Below are 25,941 nucleotides of genomic sequence, written 5' to 3' on the forward strand. Positions count from 1 at the left end.
CGCCGACACCCTGCCAACGCCCACGCCAACACCCACACCCACAGTTCCCCCGGCACCGACACTGACACCTCCACCTACGCCCACGCCCACACCCACGCCTACGCCGACACCAACTCCAAGTCCTGCAGGCCTGCAGGTCACCATTCCGGGGCTGCCTGCCGACGCGATAGTCACCATCCGCCTGGCCGACGGCACGGTCATCGCCACCTCCACCTCAGTGGCAGGCAACGTGGCCACCTTCCCTGAGCCCTTCACCATCCCCTTCGGTGGCCAGATCCGGATAACGCCCGCCATCCCCTCGCCACAGCCAATCACAGTGGGCGGGACGACGCTGAACATCTTTGACAACACCACCAATCCTGGCAGCACTACCTACTTCAACTTCGGTCCAGCTATCTCAGTAAACTAGCCTAGACAGGGCCTTTGGCCTGCTGGCGCGATGGCTGCCGTTTAGGGTGAAGATGAGTAGCGGTCAGGTATTTTCTTGTTCACAGAGACTGGTTATGACTTGACTGCTCCTGCTAGGCGGGCTGTTCTGTAGCAGCTTTTGCTTCTTTTTCCTTAGCTGCTTTCATCTCCGCCAGAATCTCCTCCGGTCGCTTGCCAGCCCGCTGGGATCCGGCAGGCAGCTCATGGGGATCGATCACCCCCTTGGGCAAGTAGGCAAACTCCCGCAGCGGCGTCACCATCGGATCTTCCGTGACCTTGGAAGGCAGACGGCCCAGCGCCACCTGGTGGTAGTTCAGTTCGTGGCGGTCGTAGGTGGCTAGCTCATAATCTTCGGTAACCGAGAGGCAATTGGTGGGGCAAAACTCGACGCAATTGGCACAGAAAATACACACTCCAAAATCAATGCTGTAGCTATAGAGTTCTTTTTTCTTCAGCTCGGTGTTGTAGACCCAGTCCACCACCGGCAGGTCGATGGGGCAAACCCGAACACAGATCTCGCAGGCAATGCACTTATCGAACTCGAAATGAATGCGTCCCCGAAAGCGCTCGGAGGGGATCAATTTCTCAAAGGGGTACTGAACAGTTACGGGCCGGCGGTTCATGTGGTCGAAAACCACCCCCATTCCCTGGCCGATGTACTTGGCTGCTTTGAAAGCGTCGCTTACGTATTCGCCAACTCGCTTTAGAAAAGTCATAGTCGCTTTCCTCTCTCTTGTACTCTCATTCAACCCCCGAAAAAGGCGGGGAAGGCAAGTTTCAAGGCTGCCGTCAACAGCAAGTTCACAAACGAGACAGGCAGCAGAAATTTCCACCCCAAGTCCAACAGTTGGTCAATGCGCACCCGCGGCACTGTCCAGCGCAGGAGGATGGCCAAGAACACAAAGATAAAAGCCTTGACCATCGTCATGAGAATCCCTAAGACCGCCGCGCCAATCTGCAAAAAGGGGTTGTCCAACGGGATCCCAAGCCAGGCGGCGATCATCTCCACCGGCACCACAAACGACCAGCCACCCAGGTACAACACCGCCGCCATCAGGGAAGCCAGCAGCAAGTTGGCGTAGGAGCCTAGGTAAAACAGGGCAAACTTGATGCCGGAGTACTCGGTGTGGTAGCCAGCCACCAGCTCTTCCTCTGCCTCCGGCAGGTCGAACGGGATCCGCTCCGTTTCTGCCAGGGCCGCGATCAAGAAAATGACAAAGCCAATCGGCTGCCGCCAGACATTCCAACTGAGGATCCCCAGCCCGCTTTGCTGCTCCACAATCCCCACGGTGTCTAGGCCGTTGCTCATCAGCACCACTGCCAGCACCGACAGGGCCAGGGGCAGCTCGTAGCTAATTGACTGAGCTGCCGCCCGCAGCCCCCCCAGCAGAGAGTACTTGTTGTTGGAGCCGTAGCCGGACATCAACAAGCCGATGGGCTGCACGCTGGAGGTGGCGATTAGGAAAAAGACGCCAATGGCAATGTTGGAGATCAACAGGTTCTGGCCAAAGGGAACCACCAGGTAGCACAAAAAGACCGGTAAGAAAACCAGGATCGGCCCCAGGGTGAACAAAACCGGGTCAGCCAGGCTGGGCAGCACATCCTCCTTCGTCAGCAGCTTGATGCCATCAGCAATCGGGATCAGTACCCCCTGGGGGCCGGCCATGTTGGGGCCAATTCGCTGTTGGGCTGCCGCCGAGATTTTGCGCTCCAACCAGGTCATGACCATCACCCCCAGGGTGGCAGCGATGACCATGAGTAACATGGGCAGAGGTATCCACAGAGCGTGGGCAGCGCCTGGACTCAGCCCCAAGTTTTGCAAGGCGGTCTCAAAGCTGCGCTGTAAGTCAATACCAGTAGTGGTCATGGAGTGAAGTAGCTTCCTAAAGACAGTGGGCTCAAAAAACCCTAGATCCCTGACTAGGTCTTATTGTTGAGATCCGACTGGGGAGGACGGTAGCGGCGGCGTAGCTCCTGCTCAATGATGGCCTGGAGGCGGGCATCGGAGAGCTGCTCAGCACGGCGACGCCTTTCTTCTTGGTACTTGGCCCACTGCTTGGGGCCGATAATTGCAGCAATAGTTACAACGATCAGAAGCGGCAGAACCAGGATCGCCCAGGCCATCGCCTTTGTCCTCGCTTTCCTAGCAGTATTTTAGCGATCCACCTCCCCCATGATGATGTCGATGCTGCCCAAAATAGCAATCATATCGGCCACCTTCATGCCCCGAACCAGCTGAGGCAAAACTTGCAAGTTAACAAAGCCAGGCGGACGAATTTTCCAGCGCCAAGGACAGACGCTGTCGTCGCCAACAATGTAAATGCCCAGTTCCCCTTTGGCGCTCTCCACTCGCACGTAGGCTTCCCCTTTGGGGATCTTGAAGTTGGCCGAGGGCTTTTTGCTAATGAACTGATAGTCCAGTTGGTTCCACTCTGACTTCGGCCCCTCCAGCATGCGCTTGGCCTCCAGATTTTCAAAGGGACCGCCGGGCAGGGCCTTCACTGCCTGCTGGACAATTTTGCAGGACTCGCGCATCTCCTTCATGCGCACCCGGTAGCGGGCTAGGCAGTCTCCTTCGGGGTAAACCGCCACCTCCCAGTCGAAGTCGTCGTAGCACTCGTAGTGATCTACCTTGCGCAGATCCCAGTTGACGCCGCAGGCGCGCAGCATCGGCCCCGAGAGGCCCCAGTTGATGGCGTCCTGCTTGGAGATAACGCCCACCCCTTCCAGGCGGCGGCGGAAGATGGGGTTGTCGGTGACCAGACGCTCGTACTCATCCACTTTGGGCAGGAAGTACTCGCAAAAATCGAGGCACTTTTCCGTCCAGCCGTAGGGCAAATCCACCGCTACGCCCCCAACGCGGAAGTAGTTGTTGTTGATGAGGCGCATGCCGGTGACGGCTTCAAAGAGGTCCAAGATCCACTCCCGATCCCGCATGGCGTAGAGGAAGGGGGTTTGGGCACCCAAGTCTGCCAAGAAGGGGCCAAACCAGAGTAGGTGGTTGATAATGCGGGTCAGCTCTAGCATAATCACCCGCAGGTAGCTGGCCCGCTTGGGCACGCTGATCCCGGCCAGCTTCTCGACGGCGTTGACAGTAATGGCCTCGTTAAACATGCCGGCCCCATAGTCCCAGCGGGAGACGTAGGGCAGATATTGCACCACGGTGCGGTTTTCGGCAATTTTTTCCATGCCGCGGTGCAGGTAGCCAATCACGGGCTCGCAGTCGACGATGTTTTCGCCATCAAGGGTAACCAGCAAGCGCAAGACCCCGTGCATAGAGGGGTGGTGGGGCCCAAAGTTGAGCAGCATCCGATCAGTACGGGTCTCGATCATGGGCATGGGCATGGCCGCCACCTCCGCAGCTCAGGTTTATACTCTGCAACACTTGCAGTATAGCGGCTTTCCTACTTTTTCTCGGTGGCTGTAGACATCAAGGATCCCAATCCTCGCCATTGAGCTTGGCTAGAGTAGGAAAAAAAGGAGGAAGGGCGATGACCGGTTCCCCTGCCGATGGCTTCTCTCGAGGTGAGCAGCAACATCCGCAATACCATACCGATCGAGCTCTCCTCAATGAGCTGATGGCCAACCCTCCCTCCGACTGGGCCCTGGCGGAAGTAGCCCGTCTGCGCATCCGTTACTGCGGCTTCCCCGGTGCCTGGGATCTGCAGCGGGATTTGGATCAGATCCTGGAACAGTGGGGCCTAAGTGAAGAAGAGTTATTTGCCCGCACCCGCCAGATCCACGCTCGCGGCCAGGTGTATGGCCACAGCTTCAGCACACGGGATGACTGGGCTTAGGGCAGGGTTGGGAGCCTTGCTTGCCTTTCTCCCAGCAAGATGGGGGGTTCCGGCCACTGGCTGTTGGCTAGGAAGCACGAAGTTGCTCGGCAAAGATGGGATCCAAGGGCACATCCAAAGCAGCGATGACCTTGGTCCAGAAGTTCATAAAGCCAATCCAGGCCGAGAGCTCCACCAGATCCTCGTCCGACCAAATGGCTTTGAGACGGGCAAAGAAGCTGTCGGTTACCACCATACTAGGCACAGTCATCCGCTCGGCGTACTCAATGGCCAGCTTTTCCGCCTCGGTGTAAAGGGGGCTGGTGCGGGCCTGGGCTACCGCTGCAATTTTGGCCGGCGAGACGCCGTACTTTTGGGCCTGCAGGGTGTGGTAGGGCACGCAGTAGTGACGGCAGCCGTTGATCTGGGCAATGCGGATGCTAACCAGTTCTTTCAGCTCCGCGGGCAGGTTGGGGTTTTCCGTGTGCAGCGCCCCGTAAAGGTTCATCACTGCCCGCATCAGTTGCGGCTTATGGGCCATCACCTGTAGCGGGTTGAGGGCAGTGCCGTAGGTTTTCTCCAGGCTTTCGTAAACCTTCTGCAGTTGCTTATCGGCTTTTTCTGGGGGAACAGGAGGGATCCGCATGGAGGATCTATCTAAAATTGCAGCATTCTCGACTTTAGCGCGTTTGGGGAATCTGCCCAAGCCTTCCCTTCGCTGCTCTGGCTGCTTTCTTGGGGATCCCTCCTCCCACTGAGGAGTAAGCTTCAAGCCTTCTGAGGGTGCGGGCTTTCCCGGCCCCACCGTCAAGCCGGACGGCAGCCCTGTTTGCAAGCCCCCACTCAATTCCCCAAGGACTGCTCGAGGGCCTCCACCTGCTGCTGCGTGGCCGTGGCCCCTTGGTTGAGGGTTTGCTGAAGCTGTTCCCGCGACTGGTAGATCTGCAGTGGCCCTCCCTGAGGGATCCCTTGCTGGGCGGCCTCGGGGCTGGCCTGTTCCGGCCTCGGCTCCGAGCTCAGCGGATTGCGGTAGAGGCGGTTGACCAGCAGAAAGCCCACCAGCACCACGGCAGCAGCCACCAAAAGTCGGATCATGGGGGGTCCCTTGCAAATCGCTAGTTCTAGATCTAGAATGCCCCAAAAGAGTGCCGAGTATCGGGCAGATTGCGGGGGCTTGGCCGGAGTCAGACTAACCAACATCGGCGGGGATCCCCTATCGGACAGCTTGGGGCAGCAAAGTTGACGGGGCTCTGTCCCTTCAGTACGATACGATAATGGATCCAGCTGGGCGAGTGGCGGAACTGGTAGACGCACCGCACTCAAAATGCGGCGGGAAACCGTGTCGGTTCGAATCCGACCTTGCCCATAGCAAAGCGTCTCTGGCTTCGGCCCTTGGGAAGCGGCTGCCCTCGCCACGAGGGGGAAGGAAGAAAAGTTGACGGGATCCTTCTCTAGGTTGCCTGGGCTGTTTCGGTTAAACGTCAGCCCAGCAGCTTGTGATTTCGCTAGGGAGAGGGGGAAAGCTTGCCGCTGGCTTAACTCGAACGGCGCACCAGTTGCCAGCCCTCCACCTCAGCCAAAGGCTGTAGCCCCAGCTCCTGGAGCGATAGCTGCTGAGCTTGGACAGGGGAGACCCAGAGGTAATCCCCATGTTCCCCTGCCCGTAGGGCCTGGTTATCCACCCATCGCCCGGGGTTAGGGGTGTAGAAGGCGAGGGCCTGGGCTTGACAGACATCCGGCAGGCCGCTGCGGCCAATGTCTACCACGGGAAAATCGGGGTCGGCAGAGCCCAGCATCTGTTTCCAGTCCATCTGAGCGAAGGCGGGATTGAAATTGCCAAAGTCAGGCCGCAGAACAATGCTGACCATGGTGAGGATGCTGGCAGCTAGGAGCGTACCCACCCAAAGTTCACCAGCATAGTGCAGCACCCGCCGCCAGCTCCAGATTGCCGGCAAGAGCAGATACAACAGACCAATGGCCACCAACGACCAGGCGTGGGGTTGGAGCAGCTCCAATCCCTCGACATCCCGCCTGACGGCCACTCCCAAACCCAAAAGCAGGGTCCCCACCGCCGCCAGCCCCCAGGAGAGCACCTGGGCCAGGTGGGGCCTGTCCCGCAAAGAACCTCGTCCCGCTGTTGCCACCGAGCCGGTGCGGAGCGGAAACGGCAGAGCTTGATCCAGGGCCACTCCTGCCAGGAGAGCCAGCCAGGGATAGAGCTGTACCGTGTAGTAGGGCGTTTTGGTGGGGTAGAGCTGCAAGAGCAAAAGCAACAGCAGGGGGAAAGACCAAACCAGCAGGGTGGATCCCGGCTTTTGCCGCAGCAGCAGCCAGCCTCCTACCAAGGCCAAAACCGTCCAAGGAAAGCCGTGGAGCGGGAGGTGCCAAAAGTAGTACCAGCCGGTGGCATCGGCATGGAAGGGTTCTCGCCCCAGATCCCATACCTTCCCCACCAAGGTGGCCAGCACCTTTGCGCCATACACCCCCATAGCCGGCACCAGCCAGAGCCCAAAGATCCCCAGGCCCAGCAACATCCCCAGCCAAAAAGAGCTGGATCCCAGCCAATGCCGCCGCTGCTGCCACAGGTAGGGGATCAAAGCAACCCCCGGCAGCAGGATCATGGCACTCTTCATCAAGAGGCCCAGCCCAAAGGCTACCCCCACCAACCAAAACCAGCGCCGGTGGCCGCGGCTGCCGTTGACTAGGGCCAGGATCCCCAAGAGCTCTAGGCAGGTTAGGGGCACGTCCTGCCCCACCAGCCGTCCCTGCTGCACCCAGAGGTAGCAGAGGGGTAAAACCGCCATGCCCAGCAGGGCTGCCCGGGTTGGCAAAAAGGCCCGCCCAATCCAGCCAATGAGGGGAATAGAAAGCAGAGCCGCTAGGATCCCGGGCAGCCGCGCCGCCCACTCGTTTACGCCGTAGAGGGCAAAGCTGAGGGCCACACTCCAGGTAAGCAGGGGAGGTTTTTCAAAAAAGGGCTCCCCCAGAAAAGTTGGCCCCAGCCAGTTGCCTCCCCGCAGCAGCTCGCGGGCCATCTGGGCATAAAAGCTCTCGTCACAGCCAGCCAAGCTGGGATCCGCCCCCGAAAGCACAAACAGGGGCACCGCCAGGCCCGTGATCAACAGGCTCAGGCCCCAAAAGGACAGCAGGTTTGGGTCGCGGCGAAACTGGACAAAAGAAGTACTGCTTAGACGGTTGGGGTTGCCGGAAGGACGCATGACGGCAGCAAGTGGCAGCTCTAACCAGACTAGACGCTACCGAAGGAGATCTGGCCTTTTTCCAGCCAAAATCCGTAGGAGCCCTGTCCTCTGTCGGTAATGCCGGTTGAGGCTAGCAAAAAGACGCAGACTTTAACGCTGCGAAGGTGAGGGCACTTGTGGGTCTGTGGGTAAACCAGCCGTGATTGGCTTGCCGACTCGCCAGCGGAACAGAACCCTTAAGCCCCCACCTTCTCTGGGTCGGCATAAGCGCGGGTAGCTCACGGAAGCTCCAGGGATCCAGAGGTACTCTCTAGCCCATCTACCAGTGAGGTCAGTCCCTGAAACCAGTCAAAAAACTGCTCGGCATAGGGTTGCAGGGCAGGCTCCAGGTAGTAGAAGTTCTCCCCCCGGTCGGTAAATTCCCAAAACTCTGCCACCGTAGAGAGGAGCTCCTGGCGGATGATCTGAAGGCGGGCCAAGGGCTCGTGCTGCATGTCCTGATAGATCAGCCTCGCCCAATCCTCCCGGCCACAACTGAGGAAATAGGCTGCCAAGCGGACTTGGGTTTTGCGGATCCCGCGTAGGGTGGCTTCCTGCTGCTCGCTTTCCGGGTCTTGATCTAGGCGCAACAAGACCTGCAGGATGGCCTCTGTTGTTTCCGCTTGCAGCGCACAGCTCAGTTGGGCCAAAACGCCCAGGTCAAAGCCAAAGGTTTCGCAGAGGAAAAAGAGGCCGGCCTTGTAGGCCACCAGGCTGTAGTAGCGAAAATGGCTGACTATCTGCAAAACCAATGCCGGCTGCCGCTGGCGCAAAGCAGCCTCGGCCAGCAGACGGTACTGCTTGAGCAGGTTGTAGCCGCTGCGGATATCTCGTGCGTTGATGACGGCCCGTAGGTAGGTGTTGAAAAACTTGATTACCCACTCCACCAGCCGAAGCTGTTGGCTTTGCAGAGCCCGGATCCCCAGATCCCGTGTGTGGATAGCTACCAGGGTGCTCACCTGGCGCATGCCATTTAGCCCCTCGGCAAACAGAGCCTGATACTGCCGCAGGATCTTCAGCTCCAGCCAGGATCCCTCCGCCTCGATCTGGCTCAATAGCCGCTCATCCACCGAGGCAAAGTCGGGATCCCGCCGCAGCGCGGGGGTCAGGAGAAACCAGGAGCAGGGCAGGTGCGCCTTGTGCTCGGCATAGAATAGCCACAGGGCCTTCAGGCTATCCAAGGCCTCTAGAAGGATAACCCCCTCCTGCTGATGCAGAGCACTGGTGGCGATGGTTTTGATCTCATCTAGAGCCGCCAGGCAGCGCTGCTGGGCTGTCGAGTAAGGCTCTGGCGCAGAGGGTCGTCTGGCAAGTAGGAACTGGGCAGGCCGGGAAGCCAGGGATCTGAGAATCGCTTGCTGTGCCTGCTGTTTGATGCGGCGGACAATCGAAGTTGGCTGCAGGAAGTGAAACACAAAGCGAAAGTAGGGGATCAGTAGCAAAAACGAGGCCGTGCCCAGCAGTAAATTAAGCCCGATCAGCAGTCTTGGATTGTCGAAGAAACCAAGGGCCATCGAGCTCCACAAACTGACCACATTGGCCAGGATGAGAAAAAAGAACAGGTAGAAGTTGACCTTCTCGCGCAAAAATAGCTCGGTGACCTTGGGGGTAAAGCGGTCCGCGCTCAACTGCACCACAATCGCCACCACCGAGAGGGTGAAGCCCAGCACCCCCGACAGCACCTGGGCCAAGGTGGCAACAAATTCCTGCAGTGCTCCTGGATCTTGAATTGGCCTGGCCAGCGTCAGCTCCATGCCCGCCTGGAGCCAGTGGGATCCGCCCCAAGCCCACAACAGTCCAGCCGCCACCACTGCAGCGCTCCAGGGCAGAAGTTGACGGCGACGCATGGCCAGGGGGTTCAATACTCGCTTAGAAGAGCTTCCACAAACTCATAGCTGGAAAAAGGTCGCAGATCCTCTAGCCCCTCGCCGGCACCAATAAAGCGGATAGGCAAGTGCATCTGCTGGGTAATGGCCAGGGCAATCCCCCCCTTGGCGGTGCTGTCGAGCTTGGTGAGGATGACGCCGGTTAGCTTGGCCACTTCGGCAAACACCTGGGCCTGGCGCAGGCCGTTTTGCCCTTGGGTGGCATCCAAAACTAAGAGGCTTTCCACCTTGGCCTCAGGCGCTTTCTTGTCGATGATGCGGCGGATCTTGGCCAGCTCCTCCATCAGGTTTTTCTTGTTTTGTAGCCGGCCTGCTGTATCCACCAGCAGCAACTCGGTGCCTCTGGCCTTGGCGGCTGTAATGGCATCAAACACCACCGCCGCCGGATCGGCATTGGGGGACGGGTTGGCGATCACCTCCACCCCAGCGCGTTCCGCCCAGATCTTGAGCTGCTCGACAGCGGCAGCGCGGAAGGTATCGGCAGCAGCAATTAGACACTGGTAGCCAGACTCGCGGGCCACATGGGCAATTTTGCCAATGGTGGTGGTCTTGCCCACCCCATTCACGCCTACGATCAGCCAAATGTTGAGCGTGCCCCGCTGCGGCGCAAAGGTGGGATCCCCCACTGTCAGCATCTGCCGCAGCTGCTGCTTGAGGTACTTCACCGCCTCCTCTGGGGGTACTACCTCTTCGCGCAGGCGTCTTTGCAGGGCCTGAATGATCTGCTCAGTGGCCTCAACCCCCACATCCGCCTGCAGCAACATTGCCTCAATTTCCTCGACGGCATCCTGGTCGAGAGGGCCGCGGCCCACTAAGGCTTTTAGCTGGTTGATGAGGTTAAGGCGGGTTTTGCCTAGACTTCGCCGCAGCTTTTGCAGCCAGGAGATCTCTTCTATGGAGATCTCTTCGGGTTTGCGCCCTTGGGCCGCCAGGATCTCGGCTGACCAGCGAAAGCCCTCGTCGAAAACCAGCTCTTCTGCGGCTGACTGCGGCGCTGGGGCAGGAGGAGGGGCTACCGCAGCTACACCTTCTGGCTCCGGCTCCTCCATGGCAGTAGCTGCAAGGGCCTGCAGGCGCTCGGCAGCGCGAGGAGCCAGATCAAAAAAGGAAGGTGCAGCAGCCGGCTGGACAGGGGGCGAGGTGGGAGAGACCGCCTCAGTTGCTGCCGCCTCTGGGGCAGAGGGCTGGGATCCCTTGCTTGCAGGCGATTCTGGCGCTGGGGCGGCTGGGGAGACAACCTCTGCTTGAGTGGCTTGGGCTGCAGCCCGCGCCTTTAGGTTGGCATAGGCAGCCTTGGCAAAGGCCAAGTAGTCCTCTGGCGACATAGCTGCCGGCTCTGGCGCTGGGGGGGCCGCCAACTCAGGGTCTTGGGGAGAGGATTCTGCTCCACCCTTGGAGTCGGTGTAGCGACGGCGAAACCAATCGAAGGCCATAATCCCACCTCTACTCTTGCTTTCCAGTTTGGCAGAGCAGATCTCTTTCTGGAGCGCCGCCCTGCTGAGGAAGGGATCCCTTGGAACGGCGCAGCTCCCCTAAGCAACACCACCGGCTTGTTGGGGTAGACCAGCACGCGATTTTCCAGGTGATAGCGCACGGCCCGGGCCAGGACTAGGCGCTCCATGTCGCGGCCCTTGCGAATGAGGTCGGCTACCGTGTTGCGGTGACTCACCCGCACCACTCCTGATCGATGATTGGCCCCCGTCCAGCTCCGTGGGCAGTAGCGCTAATGATCTTGACGCCCCGCTGGTGGGCACGCGGGTAGGGGTTGGCGCCGGCAAAAGCAGGCAGGTTGATCACCGGCGGCGCCTGGCGGAGCAGCCACCCACTCAAGACCTGCAGGTATTTGGCCAGCACCACCAAGTCAACGCGATACTCCTGCAGCATGCTCGGCCTTGTTCTCCGGAGAAACATCGATGCCGAAGGAGCGGGCCAGCGGCTCCAAGTTGGGGTGGTTGCTTCTCCGCCGGCAGCTCCCCAGCCTTCTGCCGCCAGATCAAATCCAACAGACAGTGGGGCTGCTTGCTGGCCCACACCGCAATGCGCCGGCGGGTGTCGGAAAAATGCAGCTCCCAGTTGGCCTGGATGCCGCGGGCAATGCCGGAGATCGTTCCAGCCGAAAGCCCTCCAAATCCCACTCGAGGCGGCTCAGGAACAGCCCTGGCTCGAGATCCGTGGGGTGGTCGGCGTGAAGGCCGTCGTAGCTGTAGATGAAGTTGGAGAGCTTGGCTACCAGCCCTTTTTGATCGGGACAAGAGACCAACAAAGTGGCCGTGGGCATAAAGTCAGCCCTTTTACCCTAGGATTTGAACAAGAGCAAGCGGGACAGCAGCCTCAATCCCTGGAACGAAGTATGGCCGCCCCTGTCCAAAAAGGCAGGGGATCTCCAGGCCGAAGCGAGGAAGCTAGGCAGCATCTGCGGTCGGCGGGTTGTTGTCTGCAGCGGCCCCAGGCTCTGCCGCAGCTACCGGTTTTGCAGCTGCCTCGGCGGTGGCGACGGGGTTGGTTTTGGGTGAAGCTGCAGCTGCTGTCTGGGAAGCAGAGGCGCGGGCAGCTTTTTCCAGCTCCTGGGCTTCCTGAGTTAACTGCGCCTCAAACTCTCTAGCAGCATCCTGTAGGCTGCGCAAGGTTTTAGCTAGGGCACGACCCACCTCTGGCAGCTTGCGCGGCCCAAACACCAAGAGGGCCACTGCAAAGATAACCAGCATTTCTGGCAGCCCAATGCCCAAAAAATTCATAGGCCGTAGGATCCCTTCGCTTCCCTAGCCTGACATCTTTTTGCCCTTGGCCGCAAGCACCTCCCTCCTGCCAGAGTTCTAGCCGCCCAAGTCAATGGAAGGGGAATGATAAAATTGCGCTATACCCGTTCTATTGGCCTAGGCTCGCCCATGCTCCAAGCCCTCCAGAAACTCTTCGGGGATCCCAACGAACGCAAGATCCGCAAGTACCTGCCTACTGTCAAGCTAATCAACTCGCTGGAGATTGAGATTGCCTCCCTTTCCGATGCAGAGCTGAGGGCCAAGACCACCGAGTTTCGCCAGCGCCTAGACAGAGGAGAGTCCCTCGACGAGCTCCTGCCCGAGGCGTTTGCGGTGGTGCGGGAGGCGGCCAAGCGGGTTCTCAACTTGCGCCACTACGACGTACAGCTCATTGGCGGCATGGTGCTGCATGAGGGCCAAATTGCCGAGATGAAAACGGGGGAGGGAAAAACCCTAGTTGCCACCCTACCTGCCTACCTAAACGGCTTAACCGGGAAGGGGGTTCACATCGTAACTGTCAACGGCTATTTGGCCCGGCGGGATTCGGAGTGGATGGGCCAGGTGCACCGCTTCCTGGGCCTGACGGTTGGCCTGGTGCAAGAGGGCATGTCCACCGCCGAGAAGCGGCGCAGCTACCACTGCGACATTACCTACTGCACCAACAGCGAGTTGGGCTTTGACTACCTGCGGGACAACATGGCCACCGACATCAGAGAGGTGATGCAGCGGCCCTTTAACTACTGCATCATCGACGAGGTGGACTCCATCCTCATCGACGAGGCGCGCACCCCCTTGATTATCTCTGGCCAGATGGCCCGTCCCTCCGAAAAGTACCTCAAGGCGGCCCAGGTGGCGCGGGAGTTGATCCGGGACGAGCACTACGAGGTGGATGAAAAAGCCCGCAATATCATCCTCACCGACGAAGGTTTTGAAGCTGCTGAGCGCTTACTGGGGGTCTCCGATCTGTTTGATCCCAAGGATCCCTGGGCGCACTTTATCTTTAACGCTGTGAAGGCCAAGGAGCTCTTTATCCGAGATGTCCACTACATCGTCCGCAACCAAGAGGTAGTGATTGTGGACGAGTTCACAGGACGGGTGCTCCCCGGCCGCCGCTGGTCAGATGGACTGCACCAGGCCATTGAAGCCAAAGAGGGGGTGCCCATTCAAAGCGAGAGCCAAACTCTGGCCACCATCACCTACCAAAACCTCTTCCGCCTCTATCCCAAGCTTGCCGGCATGACGGGCACTGCTCGCACGGAGGAGGCGGAGTTTGTCAAAACCTACAACCTCGAAGTTACTGTTATCCCCACTAACCGACCCATTCGCCGCATAGATGCCCCTGACCTGGTGTACAAAACCGAAAACGCTAAGTGGAAGGCGGTGGTTGAGGAAATTGCCTACATGCACGCCCAGGGGCGCCCTGTTTTGGTGGGAACCACCAGCGTGGAAAAATCCGAACGCCTCTCAGCCATGCTTAAGGAAAGGGGGATCCCCCACAACCTCCTCAACGCCAAGCCGGAGAACGTGGAGCGGGAGGCGGAGATCATTGCCCAGGCGGGGCGCAAAGGTGCTGTAACCATTGCTACTAATATGGCTGGGCGGGGCACGGACATCATCCTGGGTGGCAACGCGGAATACATGGCCCGCCTCAAGCTACGGGAACGGCTAATGCCCAAACTGGCGCAGCTGGATCCCGACGACCCCCTGGGATCTGTCCCCCTAGTGAGCCGCGGCGGCGGTCAGGGGTTTGGCTCAGCCTCACCCAAGCCGAAAAAATCCTGGACGGTGGTCTCTCCCAACTTTTACCCCTGTGAGCTGTCACCCCGCACTAGCCAGGCCCTGGACGAGGTGGTGGCGGCTGCAGTGGCCAAGTACGGCTTAAACCGCCTGCCGGAGCTGGTGGTGGAAGATCTCATCGCAGTGGCCTCGGAGAAGGCACCCGTGCAGGATCCACTGATTTTGCAACTGCGGGAGGTCTACAACAGCATCAAGGCCGAGTACGAAAAGGTCACGGAGGCCGAGCACGAGGAGGTGGTGCGGCTGGGGGGCTTGCATGTCATTGGTACGGAGCGCCACGAATCCCGACGGATTGACAACCAGCTGCGGGGCCGCGCTGGACGGCAAGGAGACCCCGGCTCCTCGCGCTTTTTCCTCAGCCTGGAGGACAACCTGCTCAAGATCTTCGGCGGCGAGCGGGTGGCCAAGCTCATGGACCTGTTCCGGGTAGATGAAGACATGCCCATTGAGCACCCCCTCCTGTCGAAGAGCTTGGAGAATGCCCAGCGCAAGGTGGAAGTGTACTACTTTGACCTGCGCAAACAGGTATTCGAGTATGACGAGGTTCTCAACAACCAGCGGCGGGCTATCTACTCGGAGCGGCGACGCATCCTGGAAGGGGAGAACCTCAAAACCAAGATCCTCGACTACGTGCGCAAGACCGTTGAGGAGATCGTGCAGGCCCACGTCAACCCTGAGCTGCCCCCAGAAGAGTGGGAAATTGACAAGCTAACCGCCAAGATGCAGGAGTTCATCCCCCTGCTCAAGGAAAACCTCAAGGTCGAGGACTTACGAGATCTCTCCTACCAGGAAATTCTCGACTACCTGATTAAACAGGCGGAGCTGGCCTACGAGGCCAAGGAGGCTTTCTTGGATACGTTTGAGCCAGGCCTGATGCGGAAGGCGGAGCGCTTCTTCCTGCTGCAGCAGGTGGATACCCTCTGGCGGGAGCACCTGCAGCAGATGGAGGCCCTGCGGGAAGCGGTGGGCCTGCGCGGTTATGGCCAACGGGATCCCCTCATCGAATACAAGAACGAGGGCTACGAACTCTTCCTCGAGATGCTGGACAATATCCGCCGCAACACGGTGTACAACCTATTTGTCTTTACCCCTCAAATTGTCCAGATGCCCCAGGCAGCACCCGTGCAAGCAGTGGCCACCGGTTCCGATACAGGCCAGGTGGTAGAGGCCGATTTTACCCACGAGTAGGCAATGCCACGTAACCTCAGTCTTTCTTCAACGGGAGACAGACTGCATCTAGGCAGGGGATCAAGGCTGCTTTTCAAAGTCCAAATCCGGCAAGGGGAGATTGGCGGAGCTGCTCCCTTGGCCAGTGAGCAGGGCTAGGCGGCGGGAGATCTCGTCCTCGAGGGCCATTTCGTCAAGTTGGGCGGCAAGTTGCTCGCTGCGATCCTCGGAGAGCTCGCTGAGGGCTTGAGCCTTGAGCTGGCGTGCTTGGATGGCGTTTTTGGCCGCCTCAAATTGGGACTTAGCCGAGTCGATGCTGTAGGCGTTGTTAACGCGGCTCATCTGCTCAATAGCTTTGTTCACCTCGTAGATGTCCTTGAGGTTGCTCAGCTCGCTCTTGTAGATAGCCAGCCGCTCTTTTTCTCGGGCCAGCTTTTCCTTGGCAGCCTTGACATAGCGCTCAGCAGTTTCCACTTGTTCTTTGAGCGGGCCAAGAGCCGCCTCAATGCGCAGGGCTTGGGCCATAGCTAGGCGAGCGGCCTCCTGATCTCCCCGCTGCATGGCCAGGCGAGCCTTGTTCTCCAGCGCTTGGTACTCCCGCACCTTTTGCATGTACTTTTGCTCGGCCCGCTGGTAGGCAGCTACCTGGGTGGCGACGGCTTCAGTAAGCCGCTGCACGGTCTCCTGCATGGTTCGCAGCGATTCTTCGGCCACCGCCACTGCCTCTGCACCGCCTTTTTCCACTGGGAGCCCCCACAGCCAGTTCCACGTGCCGACGATGAGGCTACCGGCCCGCTGACCAAAAATGCCGTAGATAAGCTTGCGCACGCCCATAGCTTGCCCCTTGCCAATAGCTGACTTCACTTTATTCAATTTCTTCTGGAACTGGGAAGATACCGGTGTAGGGCAGACGGACAAAGTCTAACCCTCGCTCCCGCAGAGCTGGAATTAAGCAGCACACGACCTCGGCCACCTGGGATCCCCCCTGGACGCCGTCGTGGAGCACAATCAGAGAGCCAGGCCGCACTTGGGCCAGCACTCGCTCCACCACCACTGCAACCGGCGGCTCTAGCCAATCTTCGGGCACCACGGTCCACATCACTGGAAAAAATCCCCAGCGATGCAGCTCCACCAGTGTCTGCGGCCAAAACAGGCCGTTAGGGGGGCGCACAGCCCGATATTCTTCTGGGATCCCACCGCAGGCAGCCACCAGGGCGGCTTGGCTGCGCCGCAAGCTGCTATGCAATTCGCTGCGGCTGAGCTGGGTAAAGGAGCGGTGCTGCCAGCCGTGCAGACCAATGCCATGACCCTGTTGGCGAATTTGCCGCACCAGGTGAGGCCAGCGCTGCACCCGTTCCCCCAACACAAAGAAGGTGGCCGGCACCTGAAACTCCTGTAAAACCTGCAACAGAGCTGGCGTGTGCTGCGGGTGGGGGCCGTCGTCAAAGGTAAGGGCCACCTGCTGCTTCTTAGGATGCGGGGGCAGCTCCCAGAGAGCCTCCGGGAAAAGAGTCTTCAGGCTCCGGTGCAGGAGGGGGTAGAGGGCGGGGGGGAGCATCTGCGGCGGCGAAAAGAGCATGGGCCGGGATCCCGTCACTTTTTGGGTTGCGCTTGGCCGCGCCGTCCCTTGTCAACTTTCCAGAGAACCGCGTGTTACCCCTAGCTGGCTGTGGAGCTTCAGCTGGCGCCACAGTTGAGAGCCACTCATCTGGCCCTGAAGGAGTTGCTGGTAACAACGCAGAGTTTGTTGGATCTCCGCAGGAGACTCCTGGAGGAACTCGATGCGCAGATAGCGCAGCCCCAGATCCAGCAGTTTTTGCACATATTCGGCCCCAGTTTGGGCTTTGCCATTGTAGAGGGTGTTGCGGCAGCCAGCGTCAGCTTTCAAAATGTGCTCAACATTAGCCCTGTCCCTTAGCTTTACCTCGTGTTTTTCGCAGGGGCGGCCACAATTGGTGTAATCCGTGCCGCTCGACAAAAAGGCGCAGAAGACGCAGTGCTCCATGTGAAACAGGGGCATGTGCTGGTGGATGGTAACCTCGTACCAGTGGGCGGGGCCAGCTTGCAGCAGGGATCCCAGTTGCTCGTGGTTGAGGTCATAGGAGGCCGTCAGGCGCTCCAAGGGGTAGCGGCTTTTGAAATAGTGGGCGGTGATGGGGTTAGCCACGTTCAAGGAAAAATCGCCGATGCAGCGCTGGTTGGCAAAAAAGCGCAGGTGGTCGTAGTTGCGCACCAGATAGCCATCGGCTCCTGCTGCCAACACCTGTTTGAGGATCCAGCTTTCTCCCGGCTTGGTAATGCGGGGCGGGGCCACCCACAGCTCCACCTCGGGGTGGGCAGCTTTGGTAGCGCGGATAACTTCCCGGTAGCGGCGGGGATCCTCCAACTCTAGGTAGATCTGGCGGATGCCGCAGGCAATCACTGCCAGCAACTGCTCCGGCTCCCGCACCAGCACCACAAGCTGGGGCGATCCCGGCTCGGCTTGCTCTGGGGGGGGCAGCAGGTCCTGCCAGCGGGCGTTAGGGTTCAGGTGCCAGCGGCGGGGTCGAGCTCGCAGCGCCTGCAGCTGCTCCACGGCTTGGCGCCGCATTTGGTTGAGGACGCTCACCGGCAGCATCACTTTCCCCTTCAGGGCATTGTGCAGGGATCCCAGGCGAAAGGGCGTGCCCCCCAGCCGGCCCAGTTGCTGCTGCAGCTTCTCGTCGGTGAGGGGCTGCCGATAGGCAGGCTGCAAGGGCACGGGGGAGTCCACCTGCACCACGTGGCCCTCTTCGTCGCGCAAAATCAGCGTCAGGGGCAGGCCGGCCTGGCCGTGGACTTCCAGGTGAACGGGGCGTCGGAAGCGGGGCTGATCCCCGGCGTAGCTCTGGCGCAGGCGTTTCTCCAGCTCTGGGTCACTGGTTTTCCAGAGGCGATCCCCCACCCGTAGGCGTTTGCAGTCAATTGCCCCCGGAGCAAAGCTAAGCCAGGCCAACCCCTGCTGCTCTTGCACACGGTAGACTCGCCCCCCCTGCTCCGGCAGCTCCGGCTCCCCCTGGTCAAACACCACACCATCCCCTACCTTGAGGGGGGCCTCTAGGCGCACCCCCACCTGCTCCCCTTGGATCCTCACCACCTGTCCTAGATAAACTCCCCGCTTTTTGCCAAAACGGGCATGCACCAGCTCTTGGTTGTTAATACCCCGCAGCCAGCCGGTATACAGCCCGCGGGAAAAGCTCATCTCCAGCTCATACCACTCCTGAGCTGAGGGCTGCCACGCCTGCCCTGCCCCCAAGGCGTCTAAGGCCCGCCGATAGATGCGCGTTACATTGGCTACATATTCCGGCGATTTCAGGCGGCCCTCAATTTTCAGGCAGTGGATCCCTAGCTTGACCAGCTCCGGCAGCACCTCCAACCCCGCCAGATCCTGGGGGCTAAGCAGATACCGCTTCTCCCCGAGATCACGCCGGATCCCGTCCACTACCAACTCATAGGGCAGGCGGCAAGCCTGGGCACACTCCCCGCGGTTGGCCGAGCGTCTCCCCAGGGCCTCGCTGGTTAGACATTGCCCCGAATAGGCCACGCACAAAGACCCATGCACGAAGACCTCCAAAGCAATGGGGGATCCCTTCTCCTCCAGATGAGCGCGGATCTTGGCTATTTCCTTGAGGGAACACTCCCGCGCCAGCACCACCACCTCACAGCCCAGCTCGGCGGCAAACTCAGCTCCCACCCCACTGGTAATGGTCATCTGCGTCGAGGCGTGGAGGGGGAGATCAGGAGAAAGATGCCGAACCAGCCGCGCAATGCCAACATCCTGCACAATGACGGCGTCTACCCCTGCTGCCGTCATGGCGCGGATGTACCGTTCCGCCTCCTCCAGCTCCTCTGGGAAGACCAAAGTATTCAAGGTTACATAGCCCCGTACCCCGCGCTGGTGCAGCCAGGCCATCAGCTCCGGTAAATCCGCCTCTGTGAAGTTACGGGCGCGCAGGCGAGCGTTGAACCGTTCCAGTCCAAAATAGATGGCATCGGCGCCGTTTTCCACAGCCGCCTTGGCACACTCCCAATCCCCTGCCGGTGCCAGCAGTAGGGGCAGCCGAGTTGGCAAAGACCGGTCTCCGCGGCCACCGATTGGCCCCCCATCTCTTGCAACAGGTGTCATAGGAAAAAACCTGCCAGAACAAGGGATCCTTTCCTAATTCAAAATCAAAAACCCCCAGGAAGGATCCCCCTGGCTCTTTGCTCCCCTAGCTGGGTGGCTGCTACCTTCCGCCTATAAGGAACTCCCTGCCCTAGCCCTGGCTTTTGGGCAGTAGCAGGTCCTGCGAGGGGGCCTGGCTGCTTTTGAGGGAAAGGAGGGGGCAGATCCAAGGCTGGGTTTTCCAGCCGCGTCAGCTCCCAGCGATAGGGATGCCGCCGCCAGTGCAACAGGAAGGGCTGCTCCCGCGTCCAGTTGGCCAGGGGGCCGCCCGCTTCCTCGATCACAAATCAGAAGGTGGCCTGGCCCTGAGGATGGGGACCCTTGGTTCAGGCTGCACCTGGATTGCTTGGGGCTGGAGACGCAGATGCCAAAATTGGCTGAAGATCTCACGGCTGTAGGCCAGGGCCTGCTGTTTATCCAAGCCCCAACCATCGCGGTAGCTCTCAGCCACCAAGTTCTCCACCTGGGCCCAGTCCCGCCCTTCGATAGCTTGCAGGAGCCTTTGGGTATGGACGCGGATCTGGCCCTCAGGCGGAATGGAGTGCCAGAAGGCAACCCCTGCGCTGGCCGGGACGACGGCTCCCCCCACCGCCCAGCGCAGCGGAAGGGGGGCAGAGGAGGAAGAGAGCTAGAAGAATGCCATCTCTAGCTTAAAGAGTTTGGATGTGAGAAGATAGCGCTACGCGCCGCCAAACAAGTTCTGGCTCTGGAAGCCGGGGCAAGCTGTAGTAGCCGCCGCACCTTGCTCCTGACGCAAATGACTATGACCAAACCCACTGACCGCCTGCTGCTGGAGTTTGAGCAGCCTGTTGCTGCTCTAGAACAGCGTATCCAGGAAATTCGGGCCTTGGCCGAAGAAAACGACATCGACGCCTCCGAGCAGATTCGCCAGTTGGAGGCCAAAGCTGAGGAGCTGCGCCGCGAGATTTTCAGCCATCTGACGCCGGTGGAACGGCTGCAGGTAGCTCGACATCCCCGCCGTCCCACCACCTTGGACTATGTGCAGACCATCTGCGACGACTGGTTTGAGCTGCACGGGGATCGCCACGGCCAAGACGATCCGGCCATTGTCGGGGGCCTAGCCAAGCTGGGGGATCAGCCGGTGATGATCCTCGGCCACCAAAAGGGCCGCGACACCAAAGACAACATCCACCGCAACTTCGGCATGCCCAATCCTGCTGGCTACCGCAAGGCCCTGCGGCTGATGGAACATGCCCACCGCTTTGGCCTGCCGCTGTTGACCTTCATCGACACGCCGGGGGCCTACCCAGGGGTTAAGGCAGAGGCTGAGGGTCAGGGGGAGGCCATTGCCACCAACCTGCAGACTCTGTTTCGGCTGGAGATCCCCATCATCTGCACTGTGATTGGCGAAGGGGGATCCGGGGGGGCTTTGGCCATTGGAGTGGGCAACCGCGTCTTGATGTTTGAACATGCGGTCTATTCGGTGATCTCGCCGGAGGGCTGTGCCGCCATCCTTTGGAAAGATGCCAAAAAAGCCCCCCAGGCAGCAGCCGCCCTGCGCATCACTGCCCAGGATCTGTTGCAACTGGAAGTCATTGATGAGATCCTGCCAGAGCCGGTTGGCGGCGCCCACCGTGCCCCTCTGGAGGCTGCTCAAACCCTCAAAGAGGCTCTTCTAAGGCATCTCAGGGAACTTTCCAGGCTCAGCGGGCGGGAGTTGCGGGAAGAGCGCTACCAAAAGTTTCGCCGCATGGGAGCTTTTCTGGAGTTGGCCCAGGGGAGTTAGACCGGGGGGCTCTCCAGTCTGCCTCCCGGCTGGCTTAGCAGGTGCAGTGGGAGCTCTCCCCAGTGGAACTGGCTCTGCTACGAAAAATTACAGTTCCTAGCCAGTTCTAAGGTCAAAGATTAAGTCAATGGTAGATTCAAAGTGCTGCGCGTCATCAACTGCAAGCGCGGCCTAAACACCACCAACCACAACAAGAAGGGAGGCTATGGCTGTGATGCAAGGCGATCCCCGGCAAGGAGCCAAGCTGCCCCTGTTTGGGGGATCTACTGGAGGGCTGTTAAGCGCAGCCGAAACGGAAGAAAAATACGTAATCACCTGGACCGGCAAGCCAGGGCAAGTGTTTGAAATGCCCACCGGCGGGGCAGCTGAGATGGTGGAGGGCAAAAACTATCTCACCTTTGCCCGCAAGGAGCAGTGCCTAGCGCTGGGGGCCCAGCTGCGCTCTGAATACAAAATCAACGACTACCAGATCTTCCGCATTCCGGCCGGGGGAGAGCCGGAGCTGGTGCATCCCAAAGATGGCGTCTTCCCCGAAAAAGTCAACGAGGGGCGCCAGCCCATTGGCAAGGTGGATCACAGTATCGGCAAAAACCGCGAGCCAGTTACCTACAAGTTCACCAACGGCAAACCCTGGGACTAATTCCAGCAACCTTTGTCCCCTCCCATCCCCTGAGCTGGGCAGGGGATTTCTATCCCAGCGGGTTTTGGAGCAGCTAGCCGTTTCCCCTGCCTACGTGGGGCAAAAAAGCTCCGGCTTACCCAGCGCCGGAGCTGCATCCCCCGAGTCCCTGAGGCGGGTTGGGGAGGTGTTTACTTGGCAATCGCCGCAAAGAACTCCTTGGATTTGACTGGGTCGGGCTTCAGGGTTCTCTGACCAGGCTGCCAGTTGGCCGGGCAAACTTCATCGGGGTGAGACTGGACATACTGAATAGCCTGCAGGGTGCGCAGGGTTTCATCCACACTGCGGCCAAAAGCCAAGTTGTTGATGGTAGCGTGCTGGATGATCCCTTCCTTGTCGATGATAAACAGGCCACGCAGCGCCACTCCTGTGGCAGGGTCCAGAACATTGTAGGCGGCGCTGATTTCTTTTTTCAGGTCGGAGACCAGCGGATACCTTAGCTCGCCCACCCCGCCAGCTTTGCGCTCAGTTTGGATCCAGGCCAGGTGAGAGTACTCGCTATCCACCGAGACGCCGAGGATCTCTGTGTCCAGCTTGGCAAACTCGTCGTAGCGATCGCTAAAAGCCGTGATCTCGGTTGGGCAGACGAAGGTGAAGTCTAAGGGGTAGAAAAACAGCACCACGTATTTCTTGCCCCTGTAGTCGGAGAGCCTTATCGTCTTAAATTCCATGTCGTAGACGGCAGTGGCCGAAAAATCAGGAGCGGGCTGGCCCACCCGCAGACATCCTTGCTGAGACATAGGTTGACCCTCCTTCCGGTAAGGTGCAAATGTAAACTAAAGCTAAGATACCATACTCATAATGAGTTTGTCTTACCGGTCGGGCAAGCTAAAGCAACCCCTTCACACAGCATCTGCCAGAGTATTCCGAGGGGGCAGGTAGGGGTGGGCTTCGGCTTCAGGAAGCGAAGAATCCAGCAAGCAGCGACAGGGGCGGCGCTCTTCCAAGATGGTGGTGGCCCAGCAGCAGCTGTAAACTTCTAGGTAGTCGTCGGGTTCTGCCTCGAAAATGGCATACTGGCCGGGGAAGAGGGTGCGCTCCCAGTGGCCAGGGATGGTCCGGATGACTTGAACCTGCTCAGAGCGGTTGACAAAAATGTATCTTTTCATTGCTTTTTTTAATTCCCTTAAGAAAAACTTATTGCCTTTAAAACAGGCTATCATCCTTGATCCCCGGCCGACAATAGCCAACACTTGGGACGGGGATCGCTCTTTGCGCTTGGCTTTTGGCAATTTCTTTCCTCAGCTTAGGGAAGCGGGTCTCGAGAAGAAGCCTACCCTGGTAAACTGGGGGAGAGTCTGCTGAAGTTGGCCTTCATCGTTCCGAAAGACCAAGGGGGGCATACCGTGGACAAGAAGTTGGGGCTCGAGATCATTGAAGTAGTGGAACAGGCTGCCATTGCCGCCGCCCGCTGGATGGGCAAGGGGGACAACAAGGCCGCTGACCAGGCAGCGGTGGAGGCTATGCGGGAGAAATTAAATCAGATCCCCATGCGTGGTCGAATTGTCATTGGGGAGGGAACCCGCGATGAGGCCCCCATGCTCTACATCGGGGAAGAGGTGGGCCTCTGTACCCGCCCGGACGCCGAGCAGTTCTACCGCGCGGAAGAGCTGGTGGAGATTGATATTGCTGTGGATCCCTGCGAGGGCACTAACCTGGTGGCCAAAGGCCAGAACGGCTCTATGGCTGTGCTGGCCATTTCCGAGAAAGGTGGCCTTCTCAACGCCCCCGACATCTACATGCAAAAACTCGCGGCCCCGCCCCAGGCCAAGGGCAAAGTCCATCTTGACTATCCGCCAGAAAAGAATCTCAAGATCATTGCCGAAAGCCTGGGTCGGGAGGTGGCGGATCTAACCGTGGTGGTTATGGATCGCAAGCGCCACGTCGATCTCATTCGCCAGATCCGCGAGGCGGGGGCACGAGTAAAGTTAATTACCGATGGCGACCTCTCGGCAGCCCTTTCGGTGGCCTTCAACGGCACGGGTATCCATGCCCTGATGGGGATCGGAGCAGCTCCTGAGGGAGTGATCTCAGCAGCCGCCCTGCGCTGCCTAGGCGCTCACTTCCAAGGGCGGCTAATCTACGATCCCGAAGTGGTGCAGGCGGGCACCTACCTGCCACCGGTGGAAGAGACTCGGCGAGAGCTGAAAGAAAAGGGCATTGAGGATCCCGATAAGGTATGGGAGTGTGAGGAGCTAGCCAGTGGCAAAGAGCTGCTCTTTGCCGCCACCGGTATCACTGATGGGGATCTAGTGCGGGGCGTGCGCTTCTTCGGGGGTGGGGCTCGCACGGAAACGCTGGTGATTTCTAGCCAATCCCGCACGGTGCGCTTTGTGGATACCATCCACCTGAAGGAAGGCGAGCACCCCCCTGCCCTGCAATTGCGCTGAGGTCTCCTCTGCTGGATCTTCGTGATAAGGGCGGCTTTCCCCTGGGAAGGTCGCCCTTTTGCCTGGGAGAACGTTAAAAAATCTATCAAGGCCGACCCGGAAAAAACGTAATAACTCTTCAGCAAAATTCGGCAAAACCGATCCGATACTGGTCTTAGGGTTTAGGTAGGCTGAGAAAAGTTACCTAAGCTTGCCGCAGCCAAGACAGGTAAGACGCTTTGCGTGGGTTTGAGGCTGCTTTTGTTTGCGGGCGAATTTTTCCTTTGTTTGGAGATTTAATAATCGTTGGTCTAGAGACAACGGAGAGGCATGTTTATCGCGGTTGTCGGTCTTAGCCATCGCACAGCTCCTGTGGAGATCCGGGAGCGCCTCAGTATCGCGGACGCGGAGGTGGGAGGGAGGATCCAGCAGCTCCGTGCCTACCCCCACATTGAGGAAGCAGCAATCCTCAGCACCTGTAACCGGCTGGAGGTCTACATCGTTACCCCAGAAACAGAAAGTGGAGTGCGGCAGACGATGCAGTTTTTGGCGGAGGCAAAGGGGATCCCCCTCCCCCAGCTGCGTCCCCACCTGTTTACCCTGCTCTACCAAGATGCGGTGACCCACTTGATGCGGGTGGCTGCCGGGCTGGAGAGCTTGGTGTTGGGGGAAGGGCAGATCCTGTCGCAAGTGAAAAAAGCACAGCAACTGGGCCAGGCCTGCAACGGCATGGATCGCATCCTCAACCGCCTCTTCAAGGCGGCCATCACTGCCGGCAAGCGCGTCCGCACGGAGACAGGGATCGGCACCGGCGCCATGTCCATTAGTTCGGCAGCCGTGGAGCTGGCGCTGCAAGAGCAGGGTTCCCTCTCCCAGGGCAAGATTACAGTGGTGGGGGCAGGGAAAATGGCCCGGCTGCTGGTGCAGCACCTCTTGGCCAAGGGGGCGGTGGACATCACAGTAGTCAACCGCTCCTTGGAGCGGGCAGAAGCGCTAGCCAAGCAATTTGAGCAGCCCATTCAAGTCCTGCCGTGGGAGTCGCTGCTAGGCAGCGTGGCAGAGTCCAATCTGGTCTTCACCAGCACCGCTGCCACCCAGCCCATCCTCACCTACGGGCAACTGGTGGAAGTGCTGCAGCCAGATCAGCCGCTGCTGTTGGTGGATATCTCCGTGCCCCGCAACATTGATCCCGGGGTGGAAAAGCTAAGAGGGGTACGGTTGTTCAACGTGGATCACCTCTCCCGCATCGTGGAAGAAAACCGTGCCCAACGGCAAAAGCTGGCCTCGGCTGCCGAAGCGTTGATAGAGGAAGAGGTAGAGCAGTTTATGGAGTGGTGGCGTTCCCTAGAGACGGTGCCCACCATTTCCAGCCTGCGCCACAAGGTGGAGTCTATCCGGGAGCAGGAAATGAAGAAAGCTCTCTCCCGCTTGGGCAAGGACTTTGCCGAGAAGCACCTGGAGGTTATCGACGCCCTCACTCGCGGCATCGTCAACAAGATTCTGCACGACCCCATGGTGCAACTGCGGGCCAAGCGGGACATCGAGGCGCGGCGGAAGGCCATGCAAATTTTGCAGGAACTGTTTAACCTCGAGCCAATCCCCTTTCAGGCTCAGCAGGAGCGCTAGGTTTTATCTCTAGGCCAAAGCAAGCCCCACCCCAGACTCGCTGGGTAACCCTCCGTCCCGCTAGCGCAAAAGGACGCTGCCCCGCTAGCGCAATTAGTGTGGGGTGGAAAAGCCCGTTCGCGTTAGCAGGACGTAGTCCTTGAGCAACTGGAGTCGCTTGCCAAGGCTATAATTGCTCCTAAGCAAGCACCTACCCCGGTGAAAGACCCGGACAGTGCTAAAAGCCAGTACGTAAGCGGAACCTGGAGACTGGGGAACCGTCAAGGGGCGTCTTGACAACGCCTTGA

The 25,941-nt window shown here is 59.4% G+C and carries 22 protein-coding genes, 1 tRNA gene and 2 pseudogenes; 9 read left to right on the forward strand and 16 right to left on the reverse strand.

Translation table 11 applies throughout. The annotated features are described in order from the left end of the window. Positions 1–409 (forward strand): annotated as a pseudogene (locus NW822_RS00005) (right-handed parallel beta-helix repeat-containing protein); the annotation flags it as partial. Positions 410–521: 112 nt separating this feature from the next. On the opposite strand, the gene ndhI reads toward NW822_RS00005, so the two are convergent. From ndhI to NW822_RS00025, 4 genes are read right to left on the reverse strand one after another with little or no spacing between them, the layout of a single operon-like run. Further along, positions 522–1,145, reverse strand: coding sequence for an NAD(P)H-quinone oxidoreductase subunit I (ndhI, locus tag NW822_RS00010; protein WP_414359637.1), 624 nt, complete (start codon positions 1,143–1,145; stop codon positions 522–524). 29 nt (positions 1,146–1,174) lie between these two features. Next, positions 1,175–2,296, reverse strand: coding sequence for an NADH-quinone oxidoreductase subunit NuoH (nuoH, locus tag NW822_RS00015; RefSeq protein ID WP_414403098.1), 1,122 nt, complete (start codon positions 2,294–2,296; stop codon positions 1,175–1,177). Between the two features lie 53 nt (positions 2,297–2,349). Further along, the gene (locus NW822_RS00020; protein ID WP_414359634.1) at positions 2,350–2,553 is read right to left on the reverse strand and encodes a hypothetical protein; all 204 of its coding nucleotides are present in this window, start codon (positions 2,551–2,553) and stop codon (positions 2,350–2,352) included. Between the two features lie 30 nt (positions 2,554–2,583). After that, entirely contained in the window at positions 2,584–3,768 is a 1,185-nt protein-coding gene (locus NW822_RS00025) for an NAD(P)H-quinone oxidoreductase subunit H (RefSeq protein ID WP_414360059.1), read from the reverse strand. A 152-nt stretch (positions 3,769–3,920) separates the two neighbouring features. On the opposite strand from NW822_RS00025, the gene NW822_RS00030 reads away from it, so the two are divergent. After that, positions 3,921–4,226: a DUF3288 family protein gene (locus tag NW822_RS00030; RefSeq protein ID WP_414359633.1), complete on the forward strand. Its 306-nt coding sequence runs from the start codon at positions 3,921–3,923 to the stop codon at positions 4,224–4,226. A gap of 67 nt (positions 4,227–4,293) precedes the next feature. Here NW822_RS00030 and NW822_RS00035 read toward each other — a convergent pair whose 3' ends face one another. Continuing rightward, positions 4,294–4,851: a carboxymuconolactone decarboxylase family protein gene (locus NW822_RS00035; protein WP_414403099.1), complete on the reverse strand. Its 558-nt coding sequence runs from the start codon at positions 4,849–4,851 to the stop codon at positions 4,294–4,296. A gap of 197 nt (positions 4,852–5,048) precedes the next feature. Beyond that, entirely contained in the window at positions 5,049–5,300 is a 252-nt protein-coding gene (locus NW822_RS00040) for a hypothetical protein (protein ID WP_414359631.1), read from the reverse strand. A gap of 191 nt (positions 5,301–5,491) precedes the next feature. Between NW822_RS00040 and NW822_RS00045 the strand changes: the two genes are divergently transcribed. Next, positions 5,492–5,571, forward strand: a tRNA-Leu gene (locus NW822_RS00045). Positions 5,572–5,740: 169 nt separating this feature from the next. Here the strand turns inward: NW822_RS00045 and NW822_RS00050 are convergent. The 5 genes and pseudogenes from NW822_RS00050 to NW822_RS00070 form a co-directional block, all read right to left on the reverse strand. Continuing rightward, positions 5,741–7,423 carry an ArnT family glycosyltransferase gene (locus tag NW822_RS00050; RefSeq protein WP_414403100.1) on the reverse strand — a complete coding sequence of 561 codons (1,683 nt, stop codon included), beginning with the start codon at positions 7,421–7,423 and terminating at the stop codon, positions 5,741–5,743. Between the two features lie 260 nt (positions 7,424–7,683). Continuing rightward, positions 7,684–9,291: a DUF2254 family protein gene (locus NW822_RS00055; RefSeq protein WP_414403101.1), complete on the reverse strand. Its 1,608-nt coding sequence runs from the start codon at positions 9,289–9,291 to the stop codon at positions 7,684–7,686. Positions 9,292–9,302: 11 nt separating this feature from the next. Further along, entirely contained in the window at positions 9,303–10,763 is a 1,461-nt protein-coding gene (gene ftsY, locus NW822_RS00060) for a signal recognition particle-docking protein FtsY (protein WP_414403102.1), read from the reverse strand. A 101-nt stretch (positions 10,764–10,864) separates the two neighbouring features. Continuing rightward, positions 10,865–11,608: pseudogene (locus tag NW822_RS00065) on the reverse strand (formyltetrahydrofolate deformylase); the annotation flags it as partial. 124 nt (positions 11,609–11,732) lie between these two features. Continuing rightward, on the reverse strand, positions 11,733–12,065 hold the full coding sequence (locus NW822_RS00070; RefSeq protein ID WP_414403103.1) for a TatA/E family twin arginine-targeting protein translocase: 333 nt from the start codon (positions 12,063–12,065) through the stop codon (positions 11,733–11,735). Between the two features lie 150 nt (positions 12,066–12,215). Here NW822_RS00070 and secA point away from each other — a divergent pair, with 150 nt between their 5' ends. Continuing rightward, entirely contained in the window at positions 12,216–15,071 is a 2,856-nt protein-coding gene (gene secA / locus NW822_RS00075; RefSeq protein ID WP_414403362.1) for a preprotein translocase subunit SecA, read from the forward strand. A 60-nt stretch (positions 15,072–15,131) separates the two neighbouring features. Here secA and NW822_RS00080 read toward each other — a convergent pair whose 3' ends face one another. The 3 genes from NW822_RS00080 to NW822_RS00090 are packed head-to-tail and all read right to left on the reverse strand — an operon-like array spanning position 15,132 to position 19,194. After that, complete coding sequence (locus NW822_RS00080; protein ID WP_414403104.1) at positions 15,132–15,884, reverse strand: PspA/IM30 family protein; 753 nt, start codon at positions 15,882–15,884, stop codon at positions 15,132–15,134. Between the two features lie 31 nt (positions 15,885–15,915). Next, positions 15,916–16,629, reverse strand: a complete 714-nt coding sequence (locus tag NW822_RS00085; protein WP_414403105.1) for a polysaccharide deacetylase family protein — start codon at positions 16,627–16,629, stop codon at positions 15,916–15,918. A gap of 51 nt (positions 16,630–16,680) precedes the next feature. Further along, a complete protein-coding gene (locus NW822_RS00090; RefSeq protein ID WP_414403106.1) occupies positions 16,681–19,194 on the reverse strand; it encodes a DUF3656 domain-containing U32 family peptidase in 2,514 nt (837 codons plus the stop codon). A 403-nt stretch (positions 19,195–19,597) separates the two neighbouring features. Here NW822_RS00090 and NW822_RS00095 point away from each other — a divergent pair, with 403 nt between their 5' ends. The 3 genes from NW822_RS00095 (at position 19,598) to NW822_RS00105 (ending at position 21,620) form a co-directional block, all read left to right on the forward strand. Then, on the forward strand, positions 19,598–19,882 hold the full coding sequence (locus NW822_RS00095) for a hypothetical protein (RefSeq protein WP_414403107.1): 285 nt from the start codon (positions 19,598–19,600) through the stop codon (positions 19,880–19,882). A 114-nt stretch (positions 19,883–19,996) separates the two neighbouring features. Beyond that, positions 19,997–20,980, forward strand: coding sequence for an acetyl-CoA carboxylase carboxyltransferase subunit alpha (locus NW822_RS00100; RefSeq protein ID WP_414359618.1), 984 nt, complete (start codon positions 19,997–19,999; stop codon positions 20,978–20,980). Positions 20,981–21,185: 205 nt separating this feature from the next. After that, positions 21,186–21,620 (forward strand): photosystem I reaction center subunit II PsaD, encoded by a 435-nt coding sequence (locus NW822_RS00105; RefSeq protein WP_414359616.1) that lies wholly within the window; start codon positions 21,186–21,188, stop codon positions 21,618–21,620. Positions 21,621–21,790: 170 nt separating this feature from the next. Here NW822_RS00105 and NW822_RS00110 read toward each other — a convergent pair whose 3' ends face one another. Both NW822_RS00110 and NW822_RS00115 read right to left on the reverse strand, forming a co-directional pair. Beyond that, on the reverse strand, positions 21,791–22,399 hold the full coding sequence (locus tag NW822_RS00110; protein WP_414359615.1) for a peroxiredoxin: 609 nt from the start codon (positions 22,397–22,399) through the stop codon (positions 21,791–21,793). 102 nt (positions 22,400–22,501) lie between these two features. Beyond that, the gene (locus NW822_RS00115) at positions 22,502–22,768 is read right to left on the reverse strand and encodes a DUF1830 domain-containing protein (protein WP_414359614.1); all 267 of its coding nucleotides are present in this window, start codon (positions 22,766–22,768) and stop codon (positions 22,502–22,504) included. A 237-nt stretch (positions 22,769–23,005) separates the two neighbouring features. Here NW822_RS00115 and glpX point away from each other — a divergent pair, with 237 nt between their 5' ends. Together glpX and NW822_RS00125 are read left to right on the forward strand one after the other, a co-directional pair. Then, positions 23,006–24,049 carry a class II fructose-bisphosphatase gene (gene glpX, locus NW822_RS00120; protein ID WP_414360054.1) on the forward strand — a complete coding sequence of 348 codons (1,044 nt, stop codon included), beginning with the start codon at positions 23,006–23,008 and terminating at the stop codon, positions 24,047–24,049. A gap of 309 nt (positions 24,050–24,358) precedes the next feature. Next, on the forward strand, positions 24,359–25,654 hold the full coding sequence (locus NW822_RS00125; protein WP_414359613.1) for a glutamyl-tRNA reductase: 1,296 nt from the start codon (positions 24,359–24,361) through the stop codon (positions 25,652–25,654). Positions 25,655–25,941: the final 287 nt, after the last annotated feature.

It is taken from the genome of Synechococcus sp. H70.2 (genome assembly GCF_047462275.1).
In the GTDB taxonomy this organism is placed as follows: Bacteria; Cyanobacteriota; Cyanobacteriia; order Thermostichales; family Thermostichaceae; genus Thermostichus.